The organism is Saezia sanguinis, from assembly GCF_963921665.1.
In the GTDB taxonomy this organism is placed as follows: domain Bacteria; phylum Pseudomonadota; class Gammaproteobacteria; order Burkholderiales; family Burkholderiaceae_C; genus Saezia; species Saezia sanguinis.
In genome coordinates, this window is sequence record NZ_CAWUGC010000007.1 from 57692 (window position 1) to 79632 (window position 21941).

11 protein-coding genes are annotated in these 21941 nt (G+C 52.2%); 7 read left to right on the top strand and 4 right to left on the bottom strand.

Annotation, left to right across the window (positions count from 1 at the left end):
* Nucleotides 1-454 precede the first annotated feature (454 nt).
* The gene (gene hrpA, locus AACY98_RS05515; protein ID WP_339802617.1) at nt 455-4486 is read right to left on the bottom strand and encodes an ATP-dependent RNA helicase HrpA; all 4032 of its coding nucleotides are present in this window, start codon (nt 4484-4486) and stop codon (nt 455-457) included.
* Between the two features lie 52 nt (nt 4487-4538).
* Here hrpA and argA point away from each other — a divergent pair, with 52 nt between their 5' ends.
* Entirely contained in the window at nt 4539-5960 is a 1422-nt protein-coding gene (gene argA / locus AACY98_RS05520; protein ID WP_339802620.1) for an amino-acid N-acetyltransferase, read from the top strand.
* Between the two features lie 529 nt (nt 5961-6489).
* Nucleotides 6490-9228: an autotransporter domain-containing protein gene (locus AACY98_RS05525; protein WP_339802623.1), complete on the top strand. Its 2739-nt coding sequence runs from the start codon at nt 6490-6492 to the stop codon at nt 9226-9228.
* A gap of 123 nt (nt 9229-9351) precedes the next feature.
* On the opposite strand, the gene AACY98_RS05530 is transcribed toward AACY98_RS05525, so the two are convergent.
* Complete coding sequence (locus AACY98_RS05530) at nt 9352-10992, bottom strand: lysophospholipid acyltransferase family protein (RefSeq protein WP_339802626.1); 1641 nt, start codon at nt 10990-10992, stop codon at nt 9352-9354.
* Between the two features lie 302 nt (nt 10993-11294).
* Here AACY98_RS05530 and AACY98_RS05535 point away from each other — a divergent pair, with 302 nt between their 5' ends.
* Nucleotides 11295-12746 carry a catalase gene (locus tag AACY98_RS05535; protein ID WP_339802628.1) on the top strand — a complete coding sequence of 484 codons (1452 nt, stop codon included), beginning with the start codon at nt 11295-11297 and terminating at the stop codon, nt 12744-12746.
* A gap of 120 nt (nt 12747-12866) precedes the next feature.
* Here the strand turns inward: AACY98_RS05535 and AACY98_RS05540 are convergent, their stop codons facing one another.
* Both AACY98_RS05540 and AACY98_RS05545 read right to left on the bottom strand, forming a co-directional pair.
* Nucleotides 12867-13403: a GNAT family N-acetyltransferase gene (locus AACY98_RS05540; RefSeq protein ID WP_339802631.1), complete on the bottom strand. Its 537-nt coding sequence runs from the start codon at nt 13401-13403 to the stop codon at nt 12867-12869.
* A 21-nt stretch (nt 13404-13424) separates the two neighbouring features.
* Nucleotides 13425-15260, bottom strand: a complete 1836-nt coding sequence (locus AACY98_RS05545) for an ABC transporter ATP-binding protein (RefSeq protein ID WP_339802633.1) — start codon at nt 15258-15260, stop codon at nt 13425-13427.
* 345 nt (nt 15261-15605) lie between these two features.
* On the opposite strand from AACY98_RS05545, the gene AACY98_RS05550 reads away from it, so the two are divergent.
* From AACY98_RS05550 to AACY98_RS05565, 4 genes are all read left to right on the top strand, one after another.
* On the top strand, nt 15606-15980 hold the full coding sequence (locus AACY98_RS05550; protein ID WP_339802635.1) for a hypothetical protein: 375 nt from the start codon (nt 15606-15608) through the stop codon (nt 15978-15980).
* A gap of 392 nt (nt 15981-16372) precedes the next feature.
* A complete protein-coding gene (locus tag AACY98_RS05555) occupies nt 16373-17497 on the top strand; it encodes an RNA ligase RtcB family protein (protein ID WP_339802638.1) in 1125 nt (374 codons plus the stop codon).
* A 4-nt stretch (nt 17498-17501) separates the two neighbouring features.
* Nucleotides 17502-18131 (top strand): peptide chain release factor H, encoded by a 630-nt coding sequence (gene prfH / locus AACY98_RS05560; protein WP_339802641.1) that lies wholly within the window; start codon nt 17502-17504, stop codon nt 18129-18131.
* Nucleotides 18132-18531: 400 nt separating this feature from the next.
* Nucleotides 18532-21732, top strand: a complete 3201-nt coding sequence (locus tag AACY98_RS05565) for an autotransporter outer membrane beta-barrel domain-containing protein (protein WP_339802643.1) — start codon at nt 18532-18534, stop codon at nt 21730-21732.
* The last annotated feature ends 209 nt before the right edge of the window (nt 21733-21941 follow it).

A 21941-nucleotide genomic window follows, 5' to 3' on the forward strand; every position in this document is an offset into this window, starting at 1 on the left:
TTCAATGTGCCCTGAATATCAATTAAGAAAAAAATTTTTATCATAGAGATGTGAAGGCATTCTATGATGACTTCCAGCCCGGCCATGCTCCTGGTTTTGACAAAAATCACGAAAGACAATAATTAATTTGAATTGCATATCCCAATGCAGACCGCATCAAACATTTTTACAACATTTGAAATACATGTTTTCGTGATACCGGCTAAAAACCTGGCCGATCAACAAGCCTGAATATGCAAACCGGGTATCGTTTTTACAAAACCAACGCACCCTCATTACCTTAAAACCGGTATTCGCTCACATATGAATTGCTACGGGATTTTTTACTCTTTTAGTGCCCTGCAAAAACAGGTCTATTTACCCGCTGCACAACAGCCAAGGCGCATGCAAGTATATTTTGCGCTTGCCATCTGGATAATCCTGCATCTTGGAATGACAGAGAAAACAATACGGTTTACCCCTGCGACAACTGGGCCCAGGTTTTTTCCAAACGCTTCACACTGACCGGATAGGGCGTGCGCAGTTCCTGTGCAAAAAGACTCACGCGCAACTCCTCCAGCATCCAGCGAAAATCCTGCAAGCGTGCATCCGCTTTGCCATGCAGTTCAGCAACCCGGCGCTGGTAACGCTGCTCCAGTGAACGCATTTCTGCCATACGCGCTTCGTCACGCGCCGGATCTGCCTTGTATTTATCCAGCCGCATCACCACGGCTTTCAGGTAGCGCGGCACATGCTGCATCTGTGCCCATGGCGTTTCCAGAACAAACCGCTTGGAAACCAGACGCGCAAGCTGGGCCTGGATATCATCGTGTACCGCTTTGGGCGGTTTACTGTCTTTGAGCTTGCGGATCGCCACGTTATATTCGGCAAGAACCGTTGACGCCATCCGCGCCACCTCCTGTGCAATCAGTTGCAGGCGGGCACGTCCCTGGTTCACACACGCCTCAAACGACGCTGCATCAACAGGTAAAGGATCTGCCAGAAAAGCACGGTCCAGCGCCAGCGCCTGAATCTGGTCTTTCAACTCCTCTGCTGTTCCCAGGGACATATACCCCATCGACATGCGTTGCAGGTCAGGTACATTTTTCTCAAGATATTTCAGCGCATCTTTCACCTGCAAAGCCACCAGCCGCCTTAACCCGGCGCGGTGATGTGCTGCCGCCACTTCAGGCTCATCGTATACCTCAATATGCACCGCATCGCCCTCATCCACCAGCGCAGGAAAACCCACCAGCGTCTGCTTGCCTTTGCGTATTTCCATCAGTTCAGGCAGCTCACCAAATGTCCATGCTGTGTAGCGCTCTTCACTTTGCGGCAGTGTTTTTTGCGCAGTAACTGTAACCTTTTTCTCAGTACCTTCAGATTGGCCGGATGGCAAGGGTTGTACATGCGCCTGTTCAGCAGGTGTCTGGGGCAGTTTGAGTGCAGCCAGCGCCTGAAATGCATTACGTGCCAGGGCACCGAACTCGGCTTTTAATGCGGACAAATTGCGCCCCATACCCAGTTGGCGGCCATGTTCGTCAACCACCACAAAATTCATGAACACATGCGGCGGCATATTTTCCAGCCGGAAATCGGTACGCTTTACATCCAATTGTGTTTTCTGGCGTATTGCATGCAACAATGCCTCAAACAGGCCGCCTTCGCCAAATGGATGGCTTTCAATGAAACTTTGAATATAAGCTGCCAGCGGCATCAGCCGCGAGCGTGGGCGTTGGTGCAGGTTTTTCAACAATGCGGTCAATTTATCGGTCAGCATGCCCGGCACCAGCCATTCAGCCCGTTCGTCACTGACCTGGTTCAGCGCGTAAATCGGCACGGTCACCGTCATGCCATCGCGCACATGCCCCGGTTCGTGCAGATAGCTGACAGCACAGTCAATGCCACCCAGCCGGATCATGCGCGGATAAGCATCCGTTGTAATGCCTGCGGCCTCATGGCGCATCAGCTCTTCTTTATTCAAATAAAGCAGCCGGGGTTGTTTTTTGGCCTCCTGCCGGTACCAGGTTTCAAACGTATGACCGCTGACCACATGTTCAGGTACCTGCTGGTCATAAAAAGCATAAATCAGCTCGTCATCCACCAGCAAATCCTGTCGGCGCGCTTTATGCTCCATCGCCTGCACCTGCGCCACCATTTTGCGGTTATGTGCTAAAAACGGCAGCTTGCTGTCCCAGTCCCCGGCCACCAGCGCTTCGCGTATGAAAATTTCACGCGACTGCTGCGGATCAATCTTGCCGTAATTGACTTTCCGGTTATTAAAGATCACCAGCCCATACAGCGTAGCCCGCTGCAGCGCCACCACTTCAGCGGCTTTTTTCTCCCAATGCGGATCCAGCAACTGGTATTTCAGCAAATGCTGCCCCATGGTTTCTATCCAGGCAGCCTGTATCGTCGCCAGCGAACGACCAAACAGGCGCGATGTTTCCACCAGTTCGGCGGCCATCACCCAGCGCCCCGGCTTTTTATTCAGGTTGGCTCCCGGGTGCGGCCAGAACTTGATACCGCGCGCGCCCAGATACCAGTCTTCATCATCACTCTTGCAACCAATGTTGCCCAAAAGCCCGCTGAGCAAGGCCAGATGAAGTTGTTCATAAGTTGCAGGCTTGCTGTTCAGCCGCCAGCCGTGCTCACGTACAACGGTCAATAGTTGCGTATGGATATCACGCCATTCACGCACCCGGCGCGGGCTGATGAACTGTTCACGCATCCGCAGTTCCTGCTGCCGGTTGCTGAGCTTATGCAACGCGCCATCCTGCTGCACCTCAACGGGTGCTGTCTTTTGGCTTTTCCTGATAGCACCTTTATTTGCTGGCTGGGATGCAGGCTGGGATTTTTCTCCCCTTTTCTGTGCATTCGGCCCTGCTCCCTTTTTACCCGCCTGTGCGGCCAATACAGCCTGCTCAGTCGGCGCAAAAAGGCTGCGCCCGCGCAACTGCTCCAGCCACTGCCACAGCCGCAGCGTACCGGAAAACTCAGACCGCTCATCATCAAACAATTTGTGTTTCTCATCGGCTTTCTGCTGCGCATCCAGCGGGCGGTCGCGCACATCCTGCACACTCATCGCGGCGGCCACCACCAGCACTTCGGCCAGAGACTGGCGTTCACGCGCCTCCAGAATCATGCGGCCAATGCGCGGATCCAGCGGCAACCGCGCCAGCACCTTGCCCACATCGGTTAAAGTACGCTCCAGTTCATTGATTGCCCCCAGCTCAGAAAGCAGCGCATAACCATCGGCCACGGCACGGCCCGAAGGCGGTTCAATAAACGGGAATTCGTCCACCGCCCCCAGTCCAAGCGAAATCATACGCAGAATCACGCCCGCTAAGGACGAGCGCAGAATCTCCGGGTCGGTAAATGGCGGTCTTCCTTTGAAATCCTGCTCGTCATACAGGCGAATGCAAATCCCGTTGGCAACACGTCCGCAACGTCCCGAACGCTGGTTGGCAGCCGCCTGGCTGATTGCTTCTATCAGCAACTGCTCCACCTTGTTGCGGTAACTGTAGCGCTTGACACGCGCCAGCCCGGAATCAACCACGTAGCGGATACCCGGCACCGTCAGCGATGTTTCGGCCACATTGGTCGACAGCACAATGCGCCGGCTGCCCTGTGGGTGGAAAATCTTTTCCTGCTCCTGTGGCGAAAGGCGTGCAAACAAAGGCAGCACTTCCACTGCACCCAGTTGGGCATAACGGCTTGCCGTATGCTTGCGCAAATGGTCCGCCGTTTCACGAATTTCACGCTCTCCCGGCAAAAACACCAGAATATCGCCCCCCTGATGAGGGTCGCGCCATAACGCATCAGCCGCATCAGCAATGGCTTCGTTCAGGCCATAATCACGCGAATCCTCAAATGGCTGGTAGCGCACCTCTACCGGATAGAGCCGCCCGGAAACCATGATCACCGGTGCCGGCCCCTTGCCCGATGCAAAATGCCGTGCAAACCGGTCAGCATCAATTGTGGCGGAAGTCACAATCACCTTCAGATCAGGACGCCGCGGCAGCAGTTGCTTGAGATACCCCAGCAGAAAATCAATGTTCAGGCTGCGCTCATGCGCCTCGTCAATGATCAGCGTGTCATAGGCCTTGAGGTCGGGATCAGACTGGATTTCCGCCAGCAGAATGCCATCGGTCATCAGTTTGATGGATGCGTCTTTGGAAAGCTTGTCCTGAAAACGCACTTTATAGCCAACCACTTCACCAAAAGGTGTTTTCAGTTCTTCGGCAATACGCTTGGCCACGCTGGAAGCCGCAATACGCCGGGGCTGCGTATGGCCGATCAGCCTGCCGCCGTTGGCTCGTCCGCGCCCCATCGCCAATACAATCTTGGGTAACTGTGTTGTTTTACCCGAACCCGTTTCACCGCATACAATAATAACCTGGTGGGCACGAATAGCCGCGGCAATTTCGTCGCGCCGGGACGACACTGGCAGTTCTTCAGGAAAGCTAATGTTGAGCGTTGTAGTTTTTAATTCAGTAGAAGCCATGTGATTCATGCAGAATGCGTGATTATCCTTAAACCTATAGATTGTTGATGTTATGGAACTCGTATTTCCTCACCTTTTTGTGCCCTGGTTCCGCTCGGTTGCACCGTATATCCATGCACACAAAGGCAAAACATTCGTCATCGGCATTGCCAGCGAACTGATCGCTGCCGGGCGCCTTGCACACTTTGTACAGGACCTGGCACTGATCCACTCTTTAGGCATCAAAATTGTGCTGACCCACGGCTTTCGGCTACAGGTCGAGGAACAACTCGCCACGAAAGGACACGCCTCACGTTTTGTCAACGGCATTCGCATTACCGACGAAGCCGCCCTGGACGCTGCACAGGAAGCCGCCGGTCAACTGCGTTACCAGATTGAAGCCGCATTCAGCCAGGGGCTGCCCAATACCCCCATGGCACATGCACAGATCCGCGTGCTGTCAGGCAACTACATCACGGCCAAGCCTCTGGGCATTGTCGATGGTGTCAATTTTGAGCAGACCGGTCTGGTGCGCAAACTCGACAGTGTCGGCATACAGCGCGCATTGGAGCAAAACGCTATTGTACTGCTTTCGCCGTTTGGTTTTTCACCTACGGGTGAAGCTTTTAACCTGACCATGGAAGACGTAGCCAGCCAGGCGGCCGCAGCGCTCAAAGCCGACAAACTGATTTTTGTCACCGAAATCAAGGGCATTTCGGAAACCCTGGTCAAAGACGAGCAACAGCAGCCGACTCAGGCTGTAACAAGCGCCGCAACAGCCCCGCCGGCTCCTGCAACCGACGAAAACTCAGGCATTCTGCATGAATTAAGTCTGCACCAGGCAGAAGACCTGCTGGCCAAATTGCCTGATACCCAGCAACCCACCGATGCCGCCTACTACCTGAAATATGCGGTCAAGGCATCGCAGAACGGTGTTGAGCGTGTGCACATCATTCCTTATGCCGTGGATGGTGGGCTGTTGATGGAAATCTTCACCCATGACGGCATCGGCACCATGATTGTCGATGAAAAGCTCGACAGCCTGCGCGAAGCCCGCTCTGACGACGTCGGAGGTATTATCCAGTTGATCGAACCACTGGAAAAAGACGGCATCCTGGTCAAGCGCAGCCGCACCGACATTGAACGCGATATTTCAGCCTATACCGTGATAGAACACGACGGCGTGCTGTTTGGCTGCGCGGCATTTTACCCCTACCCTCAAGCCAAAACCGGCGAAATGGCCGCCCTCACGGTACTGCCTCAGGCACAGGGTCAGGGCGATGGTGACCGGCTGCTGAAACGCATTGAACAACGCGCACGGGCGCTCGGGTTTGAAAGCATTTTTGTGCTCACCACACGAACCATGCACTGGTTCATTAAACGCGGGTTTGAGCCGGTTAAGCCCGAGTGGCTGCCCGAGGCGCGTTTGAAAAAATACAACTGGGAGCGCCGTTCACAGGTACTGGTCAAACGGCTGGACCGAATCATTGACTAACCCTTCCAAACCGGGGCTTCGGCCCCGTGACCCTATACCGGAAAACCACCCGAAAACAGGCCTCCTTAACGGCGCTAAAACCCCTTGTTCCCAATACGCGGAATCAGCAGAACTCCTCCGGCGCCCACAACACCACACCCCATGGATGGATATTTAAAAAATATCGATACCTCAAGGGCTCCTTGCTATCATATGAGCCAATTACGCTGTCAATCCTGAGATCATCGTAATTGATTTTCATTTTTATTTGTCCGGTACATCAATCGGGTCGAACTGAGCAGGATTTGAATCAAATTCAACAGGCTGTCGTTTAGTTTAACCTGATTGGATACCGTCAGACATTGCATTCGTTTTTCAAACAGTAGCCAAGTTAACTGACCGCACGAAAAAAAGAAAGGACAATTAATCAGCTACGCCGCCGAAATACCAACACTCCCAGCATATATGCCCACCGGTGAACTGCCCATGCAGTACCGTATGAATTTATTGCTACCACGATGACTTGATTCCCTTATACAAAGGAACAACCATGTTCGATTTGAAAGTTAAAAACAAACAAAGCATCTGTTTCCTGACCATTCCTGCCGCATTATGTCTATATACGGGTACCGCCTTTGCAGCCACCTACGATGTAGGCAACGGACAGACGTACCCTACCCTCGACAGCCTGGTCACTTCAGGCGTACTGGCTAATGGCGATGTGATTCGCATTCACAATGACGACGCGTCCTTCATCGGTCAGCCATTTCCCTACACCTCCCTCACCGTCGAGTCCGGCAGCGGCTCTGCTGTTGTGCTCACCCAGGCTGCCGGGACAGCACCAGCCAAAGGGGGCATGTTCAGCTTCACGCCATCCAATGTGACCCTCAACCTAGCCAATCTGGAAATCCGCAACAGCCAGGCACAGGGGATTGACAGTTTTGTCAGCAGTGGCCAGGGCGGTGCCGTTTATGCCGCCAACAGCCTATCCATAAGCAACGCCAGCAACATCGGTTTTTATAACAATACAGCCACCGGAGGCAACGGACACGGCAGCAACTCAGGTGCAGGCGGTGCAATTTATGTATATAACGCCCTTAACCTCAGCAATGCACAGAATATCACCTTCTCGGGAAATCAGGCCATTGCAGGCAACGCCAGCGGCACAGGCAACAACAGCACTGCGGGTTCCGGCCAGGGTGGTGCCATTTATGCATCCCAATTGAATCTGACTGATGCCCAGAACATCACGTTTGAAAACAACCGGGCCATTGGCGGCAATGCCAACGGGCTCAATGCCTCCAACTCGGGCAACGGCGGCGCTGTTTACATCGGCTTTCTCGGCCTGGACATGACCGGCGCCCAGAACGTTGTATTCCGCAACAACCTGGCACAAGGCGGTTCAGGCGGCTCCAGCACATCAGGCGGCAACGCAGACAAGTCAGGCCTGGGTGGCGCTATTTCCATACTCAGCGCTTCCATCATTGAAGGTGCAAGCTTTTATAACAACCGGGCCACAACAAGCAATACAGGAGATATGAGCAGCGGCCTGGGCGGCGCCATTTACAACTCCGGCCCCAGCCTGACACTGATTGCGGATGCGGGAAAAGACATCACCTTTTCAGGCAATACACATAATCCGGGCGCAACCGGCGTCGTACCCAACAGCATTTATTTTGGCAGCGTCTCCTCAGGCGCACTGACCACAGCGTTCACCCTTGACGTTGCAGCTGGCGCCAATGTGAACATGCTTGACCCGCTGGCTTCTCAGGCCGATAACACAGTCGGAAAATACGATTCACGCCCGCTTGGCAATGTGAACCTGACCATCAACAAAAACGGTGCCGGCACGTGGATACTGGCAGGCCACAACGACATGGCCAGTGCCACCACCTGGAACATCAACGAAGGCACCCTGTATCTGGCGCGTGCCAACAACAGCCCGGCCCATATTGATCTGCGCAATGCCACCACAGCCTCGTTCAACATGGCTTCGGGCAGCAACCTCCTGTTTGCCCTCTCCGCAACGCCGCATCTGATCAATGGCAAAGACATTACACTGAGCTCCGGTTCCAATGTCGGCATGAACCAGGGCGGTTCATTCAGCTATTTTGAACTGCCCGCCGGTGCCGAAGCCCCCTTGCTGAGCCTGCGCGCAAGCGACAGCCTGTCAAACAGCAGCACCATTCTCAATCCTGAAGGCGCATTCTCGTCTGGCTTTTATGACTACCGCTATGGCCTGTATTGGCGTGAAAACAATGCGCTGTCACATGATCTGGTCGCATACATTCAAAGCAAAACATACAACGAGGAAACCGGCGCATCATCGGCAACCACCGCCCCCAGCGGTATAGCCACACAGAATGTCATGGGCAACATGCTCAGCGAGCGCTTTGCCTGGAATTTTGAATGCTTTGATAACTGCCGCGACCAGCCACTGCCAGTCGATAACAATGCCACGCAGGATTGCCAGGACCAGTGCGAAAAATCACATAACGTATGGCTCAAACCCACATACCGCTACACCAGCCGCGACAGCGGCAGCAACTTCACATTGAAAACACCCGGTATTGCCTTAGGCATTGATAACTGTTTTGACCGGGAGTTTTTCCTGGGGCTTGCCATTTTTGGCTCATGGCCCGAGTACCGTTCAACAGACGCCGATATCAACGCCAAAAGTGTGAGCGTGGCTCTGTATGGCGGAACTCTTCTGCCAGGCCAGATCGAGCTGGGCCTGCTGGGTGCTTATGGCCGCACATCATACGACCAGACCCGGCGCGTCTACTGGCAAAGTTATTCTGCAGACTACAGCTCCAACAACCTGAATCTGGGCATCAACTTCGGACGCCGCTTTCAGCTTGATGAATCATGGATGATGCGCCCCTTCCTCTCCTACGAATACATGCGGCTTGATGTTGGCAGCTATACGGAAAGCTGGGGAAATTATGCGCTGCAGGTTGACTCGCATAAAGAAAACTTCCACTTCCTCAGGGCCGGCACCAGCCTGACCTGGACCAATAACAAGGACATGAATGTCAGTGGCGAAATTTACTATGCGGGACTGTACGGCGATAACGCGGCTTCGGCCCGGGCATTTTTCCTGATGGACACGTCCGGGACAAGGTACGAAAGCTATGCAGACAAACTCGACAGTGACGCCCTGGGGCTGGGCATCAACAGCGTCTGGCATGTCACCAAAGATTTTCAACTGGCTGCCAGCTACAACTTCGAGGTCAGCAAGCATACCTACAGCCACTATGCCGGCGTCAATCTGATTTACTCTTTCTAAAAGACTCGGTATCTGCCGGCGTACATGCCGGCAGATAGGCTGAATAACCGCTTCTATGCCATTTTCGGCAAGCCGGATACAGCCATGGCAAAGCAGGCAATCAGTCCTCTATGCCCAACCCATTCATCCCTGGAATGCCAGATAAGGCTCAATATAGCGCTGGTATTTTGACGCCTTCAACCGCGACATATCAACCACAACCAGGCCATCAATGCAGTGGTTAAAGTCCGGGTCTATACCAAAATCAAGAAACTGCACGCCACCGGGCTCGCATAACTCTGAATACTGTTTATACAACGTCGGAATCGAACACCCCATATTGTTCAACATGGTTTTAAGACTGATTAAATCTTTGGCGTAATCATTGCCATCAAAAATCGCCTGCACCTCAGGAACCGATGCCGGATACGCCCACCTGGAATATGCGATTTGCCCCGCGGCAGAGAAATACATACGGTAAAACGCCACCAACAAATCGCGTGCAGCGGCAGGCAATGCGCCTGAAATTGAAACCGGCCCGAAAAGGTAGCGGTACTGCGGATAGCGGGCCACATAAGCACCAATCCCCTGCCACAGGTAGTCCAGCCCCCTTTTCCCCCAGTAGGCAGGCTGAACAAAGCTGCGGCCCAGTTCAATACCGCACGCAAGTATGTCGTTCATCTCCTTGCCATATTCGAACAGTGTGTAGCTGTACAAATCCGCCATTCTGCCCTGTTCAAATGCACTGGCAGCAGGCATAAAACGGTAAGCGCCGACAACTTCCAGAGCCTGTGGGTCCCACAAAATCAGGTGGTGGTACATGTCATCGTAACGGTCAAGATCGCGGCGGTTGCCGCTACCTTCGCCAACGGCACGGAAAGCCACTTCACGCAAGCGACCAAGCTCACGCAAAACCGGCACATTCACCGCACCGCAACGCTGGTAGAGGTATATCACCTTTCCATCCGGAGTCTGCCCCAAAGGGGCGCAGGCTTCAATCGCTTTTTTCAGCACGATTCTGTCTTCAGGCAACGCAATCGGCGCCTCTGTCAAAAACCCGTCCGGCTTGTTGGCCCCCACCCGGTACGTGTGGTTGCGAAAACGCCCGGCCAGTTCTGCCAGATGGATACGCCCCGAATGCCAGTTGTCATAAGGAATTTTGCGACCGATGCGAATTTTCAAGGACTTGTTTTTTTTGTTAAACATCTCCCTGACCAGCAACGCGGTAGACAAAGGCTTGTAAATACAACTGGCGAAATAAAAAAATGCACTGTTTCGCGCCGCAATATGAATGGGAACAATCGGCGCACGTGCCTTGGCAGCAAAGCGGATAAACCCGGTACCCCATTGGCCGTCGCGTATACCCTTCAATTTCAGGCGTGAAACCTCTGCCGCAGGAAAGAAAATCAATGCACCCTTGTTCTGCAAATGCGCCTGCACCTGCTCCACCTGCTTGCGACTGGTGCGGTTGCCGATATTGTCAACCCCCAGAAACAAACTCCGCAAAGGTTCAAGATACTGAAGCAACTGGTTGGAAACCACTTTGATATCCGGGCGAACTTTGGACAGAATTTTCAACAGGACCAAACCGTCCAGCCCCCCCAGAGGATGGTTGGCAACCAGCACCACGGGACCTTCGCTCGGGATATTTTCCAAACCGCCATCAACCACCTCTGCTCGCGGCCCCACTTCATCCAGAATCTGCTCGACGCTGTCGATACCTCTCAAATGCGGATACTTCTCAGCAAATTCAGTAAACCGGCTTTCATGCAAAAGCTTTTTCAAAAGCGTTCTTTTCCATGAAGACACACTTTTGCCCTGTGATAGATCTTGCAATACAGCATCAACACTTAACATGGCTATACCTCAGGTTGTATGGTATAAGCAGTACTGTAGATAAAAATCGTGACAAACATATGTCAACCCCGACTGAGCAATTCGGTATCGTTCTTTGCTTTTCCCAAACAACCCTGATAACCAATTTGCATGGGTTTCATTACAAAATTCAATAGCTTGATTAAATTGATTATGAATTACAATAGAATCTATCAATAAAACATCCGTCAACTACATGAAAGGATCCGACGATGAAAACAACCAGACCCGTCCAGACGACAACAGCCGGAGCCCCGATCACAGACAATCAGAACAGCATTACCGCAGGGGCACGCGGACCCGTTCTGATGCAGGATTACCAGCTCATCGAAAAACTGGCACACCAGAACCGCGAGCGCATTCCTGAACGTACCGTACACGCCAAAGGTACCGGCGCCTATGGTACGCTGACCATCACCAAAGACATATCCAAATACACTGCAGCAACCGTATTCAGCGAAGTTGGCAAAAAAACACCCATGCTGATCCGTATTTCCACCGTCGCCGGTGAAATGGGTGCGGCAGATGCCGAACGTGATGTGCGCGGCTTTGCACTGAAGTTCTATACTGAGCAGGGCAACTGGGACCTGGTGGGTAACAACACACCGGTATTTTTCATCCGTGACGGCATGAAATTTCCCGATTTCATTCACACCCAGAAACGCCATCCGCGTACCAATATGCGCTCACCGACAGCCATGTGGGACTTCTGGTCGCTCTCCCCTGAATCTCTGCATCAGGTCACCATACTGTTCTCAGACCGCGGCCTGCCCACAGACGCCCGCCATATTGACGGATTCGGCTCACACACCTATTCTTTCTGGAACGCCAAGGGCGAGCGCTTCTGGGTGAAATTCCATTTCAAAACCCAGCAGGGTCACAAGCACTGGACTAACGCACAGGCTGCCGAAGTCGTTGGTAAAACCCGCGAAAGCACACAGGAAGACCTGTACACATCCATTGAAAAAGGCAACTACCCCAAATGGACCATGTATGTGCAGATCATGCCTGAAATGGAAGCCGAAAAAACACCTTACAACCCGTTTGACCTGACCAAAGTCTGGCCGCATGCCGACTATCCGCTGATCGAAGTAGGCGTGCTCGAGCTTAACCGCAACCCGGAAAACTATTTCTCGGAAATTGAACAGGCTGCGTTCAGCCCGTCCAATATCATCCCCGGCATCGGCTTTTCTCCCGACAAAATGCTGCAGGCACGTATTTTCAGCTATGCCGATGCGCACCGCTACCGGTTGGGCACCCATTACGAAGCACTGCCGGTAAATGCGCCACGCTGCCCGGTTCACCATTACCATAAAGACGGCGCCATGCGGTTTACACCCAACATGCCCAACGCTGATGCCTACTATGAGCCCAACTCATTCAATGGCCCGGTTGAAGACCCCAGCCTGAAAGAGCCGCCGCTGAGAATCAGCGGTGATGCAGACCGCTACAACCACCGCATAGGCAACGACGACTTCAGCCAGCCCCGCGCGTTGTGGAAACTGTTCAATGAAGAACAGCGCCAGCGCCTGTACAACAACATTGCCGATGCCATGCAGGGCGTTCCGGCTGAAATCGTTGAGCGGCAGGCCAAACTGTTTGACCAGATTGACCCAGCCTATGGCAAAGGCGTGAGAGAAGCCGTTAAAGCCAAAACAAAATAACCAAAAAAATATAAAAACGAAAAATAACAATACGCCCTGACCCCACAGGCACTAAACACCAGACCGAAAAGGCCTGGTGTTTTTTTATGGAATGCATAAACAGCAGGATTCAGGCAGTGGTCATAGCGGATACTCGAACAGACAGAACTGCCTCAGATAGGGAATATCAATATCCAGGTCTACCGTATCAATGTATTGAAACCCGGCACTTCGGTATAGTCTGATTGCGGCTTCATTTTTTTCAAAAACATCCAGACGGATTGATTTTTGAGCCTTCTGCCGTGCGTAATCTTTTGCAAACTCCAGCATCGCGCGTGCAATGCCCCGCCTGAAATAATGCGGGTGCGTTGCCAGCGTGCGCACCACCAGTATGTCTTCATTTGGCGCCTGCACCCGCCAGGCCGTTGTTTTATCGTAAGCAATTTCAGGTGTGTGGTTCAAAATCACAGTGCCGGCAACCACGCCCTCTTCTTTCCATACAAAAAGACTTTTTTCTGCCAGCGCCTGCAAAGCGGTATCGCGCACAGGATAAATGCCCGTGCGCCACCAGGGTTCAGCATACACACGTTCAAGATGCGCATTCAACCCGGTATAAAGATCGGCAACAGCATCGATATCGCGGGCCGTTGCCGATTCAATATGCCGGTATAAATTCATCTTGCTCCATGCATTTACATATCACATATCATTCGGCAGGAAGCCACCGCTCTGGTGCGCCCATAGCTGCGCGTACAAGCCGCCCTGCGCCAGCAGGCTGGCATGGGTGCCCTCTTCCACAATATTGCCCTGATCAAGCACAATCAGCCGGTCCATCGCGGCAATGGTGGAAAGCCGGTGGGCAATAGCCACTACGGTTTTGCCTTTCATCAGCTGGTACAGGCTGTCCTGAATCGCCTGCTCCACTTCAGAGTCCAGTGCGCTGGTGGCTTCATCCAGCAGCAAAATCGGCGCATCCTTAAGCATGACACGCGCAATTGCAATGCGTTGCCGCTGCCCGCCGGAGAGCTTCACACCACGCTCACCAACATGGGCATCGTACCCTTTGCGCCCCTTTTGATCCATCAGGTGCGCAATAAACTCATCGGCCTCAGCCTGCCGGGCTGCATGAATCATCTCCTCTTCAGTAGCGTCAGGCTTGCCGTACATGATGTTGTCACGCACAGAGCGGTGCAGCAGCGATGTGTCCTGCGTCACCATGCCAATTTGCGAGCGCAGGCTATCCTGCGTGACATCGGCAACGTTTTGCCCGTCAATGCGGATCTGGCCGCTTTGCAGGTCATAAAAACGCAACAGCAAATTAACCAGCGTCGATTTGCCGGCACCCGAGCGCCCCACCAGACCAATGCGCTCGCCCGGTTTGATGGTCAGGCTGAAATCCTGAATAACCGACTGGTGCGTTTTCGCACCGTAATTGAAATGCACATGATCAAAACAGACTTCCCCCTGCGACACCTGCAACACACCCGCTTCGGGCTTATCCACCACTGCGGGTTTTCTGCTCAGGGTATTGATGCCGTCCTGTACCGTGCCCACCTGCTCAAACAGCATTGCCATTTCCCACATCACCCAGTGCGACATGCCATTGAGCCGCAACGCCATCGCGGTGGCCGCTGCAATGGCGCCTACGCCTACAGCCCCCTGTGTCCACAACAACAGCGCCACACCGGCAGTCGACAGAATCAGCAGCATGCTCAGCGTATGATTCACCACCTCAATGCCACTGATCAGGCGCATCTGTGCATGCACCGTCTGCAAAAACTCCTGCATGGCCGAGCGTGCATAATCCGCCTCCCGGCCCGCATGCGAAAACAGCTTCACGGTGGTGATGTTGGTATACGCATCGGTGATACGCCCGGTCATCAGTGAACGGGCGTCAGCCTGTGCACGTGCTGTTTTGGCCAGCCGCGGCACAAACCAGCGCAATGCAATCACATACAACACCAGCCAGGACAAAAACGGCGGTAACAGCCACAGATCAAAACCGCCGACAATGCTGATCATGGTAACAAAATAAATTGTCACAAACACCAGAATATCTGCCAGTATCATGCACACATCACGCACCGCCAGCGCAGTCTGCATCACCTTGGCAGAAACGCGCCCGGCAAATTCATCCTGAAAAAAGTTCATGCTCTGGTTCAGAATCAGCCGGTGAAAATTCCAGCGCAGCCGCATCGGAAAATTACCCGCAATGGTCTGATGTTTGATTACTGTTCCCAGCGTTACCACCGCAATACTGACCACCATGATGGTTGCCAGAATCAAAAGCGTTCTTCCTTCCTGTATCCAGAGCTGATCTGGTTTGACCTCGGCCAGCCAGTCCACCACATGCCCCAGCATGGCAAACAGCAACGCTTCAAAAGCGCCGACAACCGCTGCGAAAAAAGTCATCAAAACAATATAAGGCCTGACCCCTTTGGTACATTGCCAGACAAATGCAAAAAAGTTGCGTGGCGCTGCTTCCGGCTGTGTATCAGGATACGGCTGAACCAACTTTTCAAAAAAACGGAACACAAAATCTCCTTTAGAACCTTTCAAAGCATACTGCATTCAGTTAAAACAGAATCATCTGGAAAGGCTATTCCAAGTGTACCAAGCCCTGCATGATTTAGCTGACCCGGCATTGTGTTGCAACACTGGCAACAGGAATATGGGCACCGAAAATCGGGGTTTATCATCATACTTGCTTATTCCTTTTCGGCAGGCAAACAGGTGGATGTATTCTCATTCTCAAAGCCTCAAAAAATAGTCCTGATATCATTTACATTTCTTCATGCATACGCTGTCAACAGCAATAAATTCATGTTTATATACTGAGTCCTGCAAATACATGATTCACATCCTGAAATGTCAAAGAATATGCCCCAAAATGCCCAGCACCCTCAAAAGTATGTGATATGGATTCCACCCGGACACCTGTCTCCTGAAAACAATCCAGACGATAACAATGCCGATGTACATCTTTACTTTGAAGACGGCTCCCACTGGGTCACCACTGTATACACCTACACCAATGTGCGAACGTTGCGTCGCTCCTTTGCCGCTACCGGTGAATGCCTGCATGGTGCCTACTTCTGCGATCCGAGTATGCTCCTGATTGACCGGCTCACCCATCAGCGCATTTCTGAAGTGGTCAGCGAGCTCATCAAAAATAATGAACTGCCGTCTGCGTTTGAATATTGCGGGAAGGAAGAACTGCAAACCGTTCAGAAGCTGTTTCAGAACATTTCATGAGATAGCGCTGCAAGAAATTACACACACTAGAATGAGTGAGGCTGTTGTTTCTCACCAACCTCAAAATTGACAAAGCATCTGCTATCCTCGAGAATGCCGCTATTCATTGATAACTTGCAAAGGAGCGTTTCATCATGCGATTGAATACCACCATTTGCAGTTCTGCCGCTCTGGTTTAAGCATTCTTCCAAAAGTATTCTCCGGCTCATCACAGCCTGCTATCGAATCTTTCCGGTAGGGTGTCCACCACCTTCAGATCTGCACCACCACTTTAACTGAAAACGATCTGCTTCCCCGCTGACTTTGGGGTTGCTCTGGCATGCGCGTTCATTCAGCACGTGCAGCCAGCGTTCGTTTTCACTTCAGCAGACTGAAACCCAAAAGGATTCATCATGGGCAACTATTTACGTTCGCTTTCTCAAAAAGCGACGCTTGTTGCAGCGCCCGATACCTGGATAGAAGGCAAGGCACTGCAACAACTCGAAACCACAGCGCAACTGCAAGGCATGCTGCAAGTTGCAGGTATGCCGGACCTGCACCCCGGCCGGGGCTACCCTGTTGGCGCTGCATTTTTTTCCACTGACTGCATATACCCGGCTCTGGTCGGAAACGACATTGGCTGCGGTATGGCACTGTGGCAAACAGATATTCAAAACAGGCAATTCAAATTTGACAAGGCACAAAAACAACTGGGCAGTATTGACCAGCCATTAAACGACATGAAAAAAAACCGCTTGTGCAACGCTATATCCACCAATGCCTCCGGCACCATTGGTGGTGGTAATCATTTTGCGGAATTGCAGCAGATTGATACGCTGTATGACCATGCTGCTGCCGAACGCATGGGGCTTCACGCTAAATGCCTGCAACTGCTGGTCCACAGCGGTTCTCGCGGTCTGGGTGAGCAGATTCTGCAGGCGCACATCGGCGAATTCGGGCATCAGGGTTTGCAAAATAATCAGCCTGCATTTGCCAGCTATCTGCAACAGCATGATGCTGCGCTGGCGCTGGCGCGAGATAACCGCCACCTTATCGCATTGCGCTTTCTGCAGCGTCTGCATGCAAGCGGCCAACAGGCACTGGATATTTTTCACAACACGATTACCCCGGCTCAAATCGGCCCCGCAAAAGGCTGGCTGCATCGCAAAGGTGCTGCACCAGCAGATCAGGGAACCATTGTCATTCCTGGTTCACGGGGAGACTACAGTTATGTCGTGCAGCCTGTAACAGGACAGGCCAGCGAAGCAGCGCTTCTTTCACTGGCACATGGCGCCGGGCGTAAATGGATGCGCTCGGAATGCAAACCACGCCTGCAACGTTTCAGTGTGGCACAACTGAAACGCTCCGCATTGGGATCACGCCTGATCTGCTGTAATCACGACCTGGTTTATGAAGAAGCGCCTCAGGCCTACAAATCCATTGATACGGTCATTCATGCACTCGAAGGCGCCGGACTGGTCACCAGAATCGCCAGGCTCAAGCCCGTGCTCACCTACAAAACACAACGGGAGATGTAACCTCATGATACTGATTCAAATATCTTCCGCCAATGGGCCTGTGGAATGCTGCCTGGCTGTGGCACATGCTTTCAAACGCCTGGTTCATGAAGCCGGGAAACTGCATATCGACCTGCAAATGGTTGAACAAATTGCCGGCCCTGCTCCGGGTACCTACCGCTCTATCATACTGTCGCTGCATGGACTGCAGGCGGAACAGCTACGTCAGCGCTGGTGTGGCTCTGTTCAATGGATTTGCCAGAGCTCCTACCGCCCTGCGCACAAGCGTAAAAACTGGTTCATCGGTATCCATGCGATACCGTTGCCAGCCAGCCATCAGTTGGAAAATGACATTCTCTTTGAGGCCATGCGCGCCAGCGGCCCTGGCGGGCAGCATGTCAACAAAACCGATTCTGCAATCCGGGCAACCCATGTTGCCACAGGCATTCAGGTCAGAGTACAAAGCGAACGTTCACAACATGCCAATAAAAAACTGGCAGTTATGCTGATTGCCCATAAACTCCGGGAACTTCAGGCAAGCGCACAGGCACAGCAGAAAGCCAGACAGCGCCTGCTGCACTACCAGGTAGAGCGAGGCAATCCGATACTGGTTTTCAAAGGCATGCAATTCAAGCCGGCAGAGCTTATTGAATAAATGTCATTCGCAATCGCAACCCTTTCACTGCTGTACTGTGCTGCCTACCCCATAGCAGCGCATTTTCAGCACCTTGCCGCCTGAAAACCTTTCAATTGCGTTCACACAAAATACATCGCCAAGCGCGACAAGTTACTTATCTGTAACCCTCCGCGACAAAATTGTCGATTGTTACAAGTGCAATTGACAAAAATGATTCGTGACATAACGTGTTATGAATAAATATGTGAAATATTTCACAAAAATCAGCAATGCAATTGCAGGCATATATCTTGCGGGCTTATTTCTATTCATAACGGTGCTACCCGAATCTGCTGTCAAAAAACCAATGAGAACAGCGTCACGTATTGTCATAAGGGCACAGTCAATATCCATGAATTGAATACATGAGAGGACCTTCATGAAAACCAAACATCCATTCAAAAAAAGCCAGATGGCCTGTGCCATATCTGTTCTGGGACTGAGCATGACTGCATTTTCAGCCTATGCAGCACCTTGTACAGTAGATGTCAACAGCCGCATCGTCTTGTCAGACGGATCTGCATGCACATCAGACTCTGCCAGCAATTTGCGACAGATCCAGATCACAAACGGAACGGTAGACCAGAGCGGACAAAACACCGATCTGACCATCACGGCCAATACTTCTGATATTGATGCAACCGGCTCGAGGTTTACTGGAATCAGCGCTGTTGGCGCATCCAGCCATTATGTTTTCGGCTCGGTCGCAAACGGAAACAATAATCTGACCATTACCGGCACCCAGGCCGGAACCACTTATGGCGAAGCCCAGGGCATTGTCAGCAGAACCTCTTCAAGTGTGAAGATCTATGCCAACCAGCTTAATATCACAACCACCTCCACCAATACAGCAGCTGGGCGCGCGTTTGGCATGTACGCCTACAGCGGAGGAAACATTGAGATAGAAGCCAACGAAGTCAATATCGACCAGACGGGCCAGAACATCAATATCGGTATTGAAGCAGCGAATAATTCACAGGTTGTCATCAGAGGAAAAAGCGGCAACCTGTCAATGACCAACATCACCATCAACGGCAACAGCAACTCTTATGCATTGTCAGCCGGCGCCAACAGCCTGTTGCAACTGGACTTGATCAATATCCAGAGTACAGGATCAGGCTCTTCTGCATATGGCATTGGCATTCACGCCCGCGGGGCAGGCGCCCTTCTTGAGTTCAAAGGCGGTGATATCTCCTCATCAGGCTCTCATGCCGGCACAGGTATCCGCACTTTCGAGCTTGGTACGGTGGATGTGAAAGGTTACAGCACAGCCTTGGGTGGCGGGCATTTCAATATTTATACAGGCTCGATGGATGCACGTGGTATCCGGGCTACCGGCGGGTCTGTCGTTAAGGTAAACACAGATCAATATGCAGATTTTGTCACGACCATTCACACCACAGGCGCCATCTCTGATGGTCTTAATGCAGGCCGACTCAGACATGGCGGAGAACCTGGTGCCCAATATTCCAGTTCCAACATCACGACCTATGGCGAAACCCATATCCAGACAGATGGCACAAGCTCTTACGGTATTCGCCTCATGGGAGATGGCGCAACCATTCAAATGCTGAGTGTACCCGGGCAGCAAGGTCGCAGTACCCTGCACTCGGCCTCTACAGCGGTGCGTTTTAACTTTGGCAATGGCTACAGTACCAATCAGGATGGCAGCACTGCTATTCGCCCGCAAACTGCCATTTTGGAAAGCGTGGATATCACAACCGATGGGCAAACTGGATCGTTTGCTTTAGGCAATAACAGAAACAGCACCCTTTGCCAACTTGTTGGCAGCCTTTGTGACCTGAACGGTAACAACACCTGGACCACCGGCCACCTGATACAGGTTGGAGACCACCAGGGGGATGTCGGCGTGCAAGGCAGCGGCAGCTACGCCATCACCGTGGCTGATGCGGTCAAAGACGGTGTATTAACACTGCGCGACAGCACCGCTACCGCTGCAGATGGCAAAGACCTGCTCAACGTCACCTACGGTGGCGGAACCGCACTGGTCACCGACAAAATCTCCAGCAGCTTTACCCTGAACGCTGAGCAAGGCAGCATTCTGCGCGGCAGTATCTTTACCGATACCACACCGGACGATATCACAGGAGAGTCCAGTTCCACCACTTTAAACCTTTCGGGTAATTCTGAATGGTATGTCACCCGCGACTCCAACGTGACCAACCTGAACCTCAGCAACGGCCATGTCTATCTGAATGAACATGCTCAATGGCGTGGTGCTGGCGGCTCTCCAATGCCCGGCCAACCCGCAGGCTATACCACACTGACCGTTAACCACCTCAACGGCAGCAACGGCACCCTGTACTTTCACTCCGACATCTCCAATGGTGTCACTGACAAACTGGTTGTCACAGAAACCAATGCGACGTCTGGCACACACTACGTTTATGTGAAAAATGATGGCAGTCAGATTACAACCGGTACAGAAACCCTGGCTATCATTGAAACACAAGGTGGCAGTGCCCAATTCCTTTCCGGTCAGGTTCAGGCAGATGGCTCTGCGGCAACCCGCAAGGCCGAGCTTGGTGGTTACCTGTACGATGTACGCCAACAGGCTGGTACACAGAACTGGGAACTCTATGCCGTACCGGCAGACCCACTCCTCCCCGCCGATCCCCGTAACCCGGGAGCGGCCATTACCCAGCCTGCTACGGCAGCAGCCAATTTCATGAACGTCAGCTACCTCATGGGTTATATTGATATGCAAACCCTGCTGCAACGCATGGGGCAGTTGCGCCAGGGAGTCAATACAGACAAAGATGTCTGGATCCGGACTTTTGGCGGTCAGCTTGATGGCTTTGGCGGCGGCAAGCTCACCAACTTCGATATGGACTACTACGGTATTCAGGGCGGTACAGATACGCAACTGGATGTTGACAATGGCCGGGTATATATCGGCGTGATGGGTGGTTACAGCCAGGGCAAACCCAACTATACATTTGGCAGCGGCAAAGCCCAGGCTTATCATGTAGGCGTTTATGGCACCTACATCAATGACGATGATTATTACATTGACGGTGTGTTGCGCTACACCCGTATGAAAAATGAGTTTGATGTTGTCGACACCCAGATGAGCATGATTCACGGCTCGGCCAGTACCAACGGCTTCAGCTTTTCCATTGAAGGCGGCAAACGGTTTTATCTGCAGGACAATAGCAACAAGCAGGGCTTTTACCTGGAACCACAACTGCAGTACATTTACAGCCATCAGGGCAGCGATACAGTGCACAGCACCAATGGCCTGAGGGTAGGATTGGGGTCATACGACTCCAACATGCTCAGGGCCAGCGTACTGGCCGGCTATGCTATCAGAGAAAATGATAATCCGGTGGATGCCTACATCAAGGTTGGTTATCTGCATGAATTCAGCGGTAACACCTCTTACACACTGAACTACAGCAAAGAAAGCCATGATTTCGGGCAATCCATGCTGGATTTGGGTATAGGTATCAACGCGCAGTTCAACAAGGCTCATAACCTGTTTGCAGAACTGGGCTATACCAACGGCAGCCGTTTTGACAGCAAGCAGATTAACGTAGGTTATCGGTTTGCATTTTAAGCAATAGATGTCACTTGGCTGACATCATTTTCCTGTCAGGCATCTCTTCATGGAGATGCCTTTTTTATGCCTTCAACGGTATACCAATGACGTATAGCATATGGGCATGTAGCGCTGCACAACAGCAGCTCTTGGATAAATATACTTTACAGAAAGCGGATTCATAACAAACATACAAAAAACCCATGGCGCAATGCCATGGGTTTTGA

Excerpts from the sequence above, each read along its gene's own strand:
- AACY98_RS05555 (WP_339802638.1), top strand. The coding sequence starts at position 16,373 with ATGGGCAACTATTTACGTTCGCTTTCTCAAAAAGCGACGCTTGTTGCA.
- argA (WP_339802620.1), top strand. The coding sequence starts at position 4,539 with ATGGAACTCGTATTTCCTCACCTTTTTGTGCCCTGGTTCCGCTCGGTT.
- AACY98_RS05540 (WP_339802631.1), bottom strand. The coding sequence starts at position 13,403 with ATGAATTTATACCGGCATATTGAATCGGCAACGGCCCGCGATATCGAT.
- prfH (WP_339802641.1), top strand. The coding sequence starts at position 17,502 with ATGATACTGATTCAAATATCTTCCGCCAATGGGCCTGTGGAATGCTGC.
- AACY98_RS05565 (WP_339802643.1), top strand. The coding sequence starts at position 18,532 with ATGAAAACCAAACATCCATTCAAAAAAAGCCAGATGGCCTGTGCCATA.
- AACY98_RS05550 (WP_339802635.1), top strand. The coding sequence starts at position 15,606 with ATGCCCCAAAATGCCCAGCACCCTCAAAAGTATGTGATATGGATTCCA.
- AACY98_RS05525 (WP_339802623.1), top strand. The coding sequence starts at position 6,490 with ATGTTCGATTTGAAAGTTAAAAACAAACAAAGCATCTGTTTCCTGACC.
- AACY98_RS05535 (WP_339802628.1), top strand. The coding sequence starts at position 11,295 with ATGAAAACAACCAGACCCGTCCAGACGACAACAGCCGGAGCCCCGATC.
- hrpA (WP_339802617.1), bottom strand. The coding sequence starts at position 4,486 with ATGGCTTCTACTGAATTAAAAACTACAACGCTCAACATTAGCTTTCCT.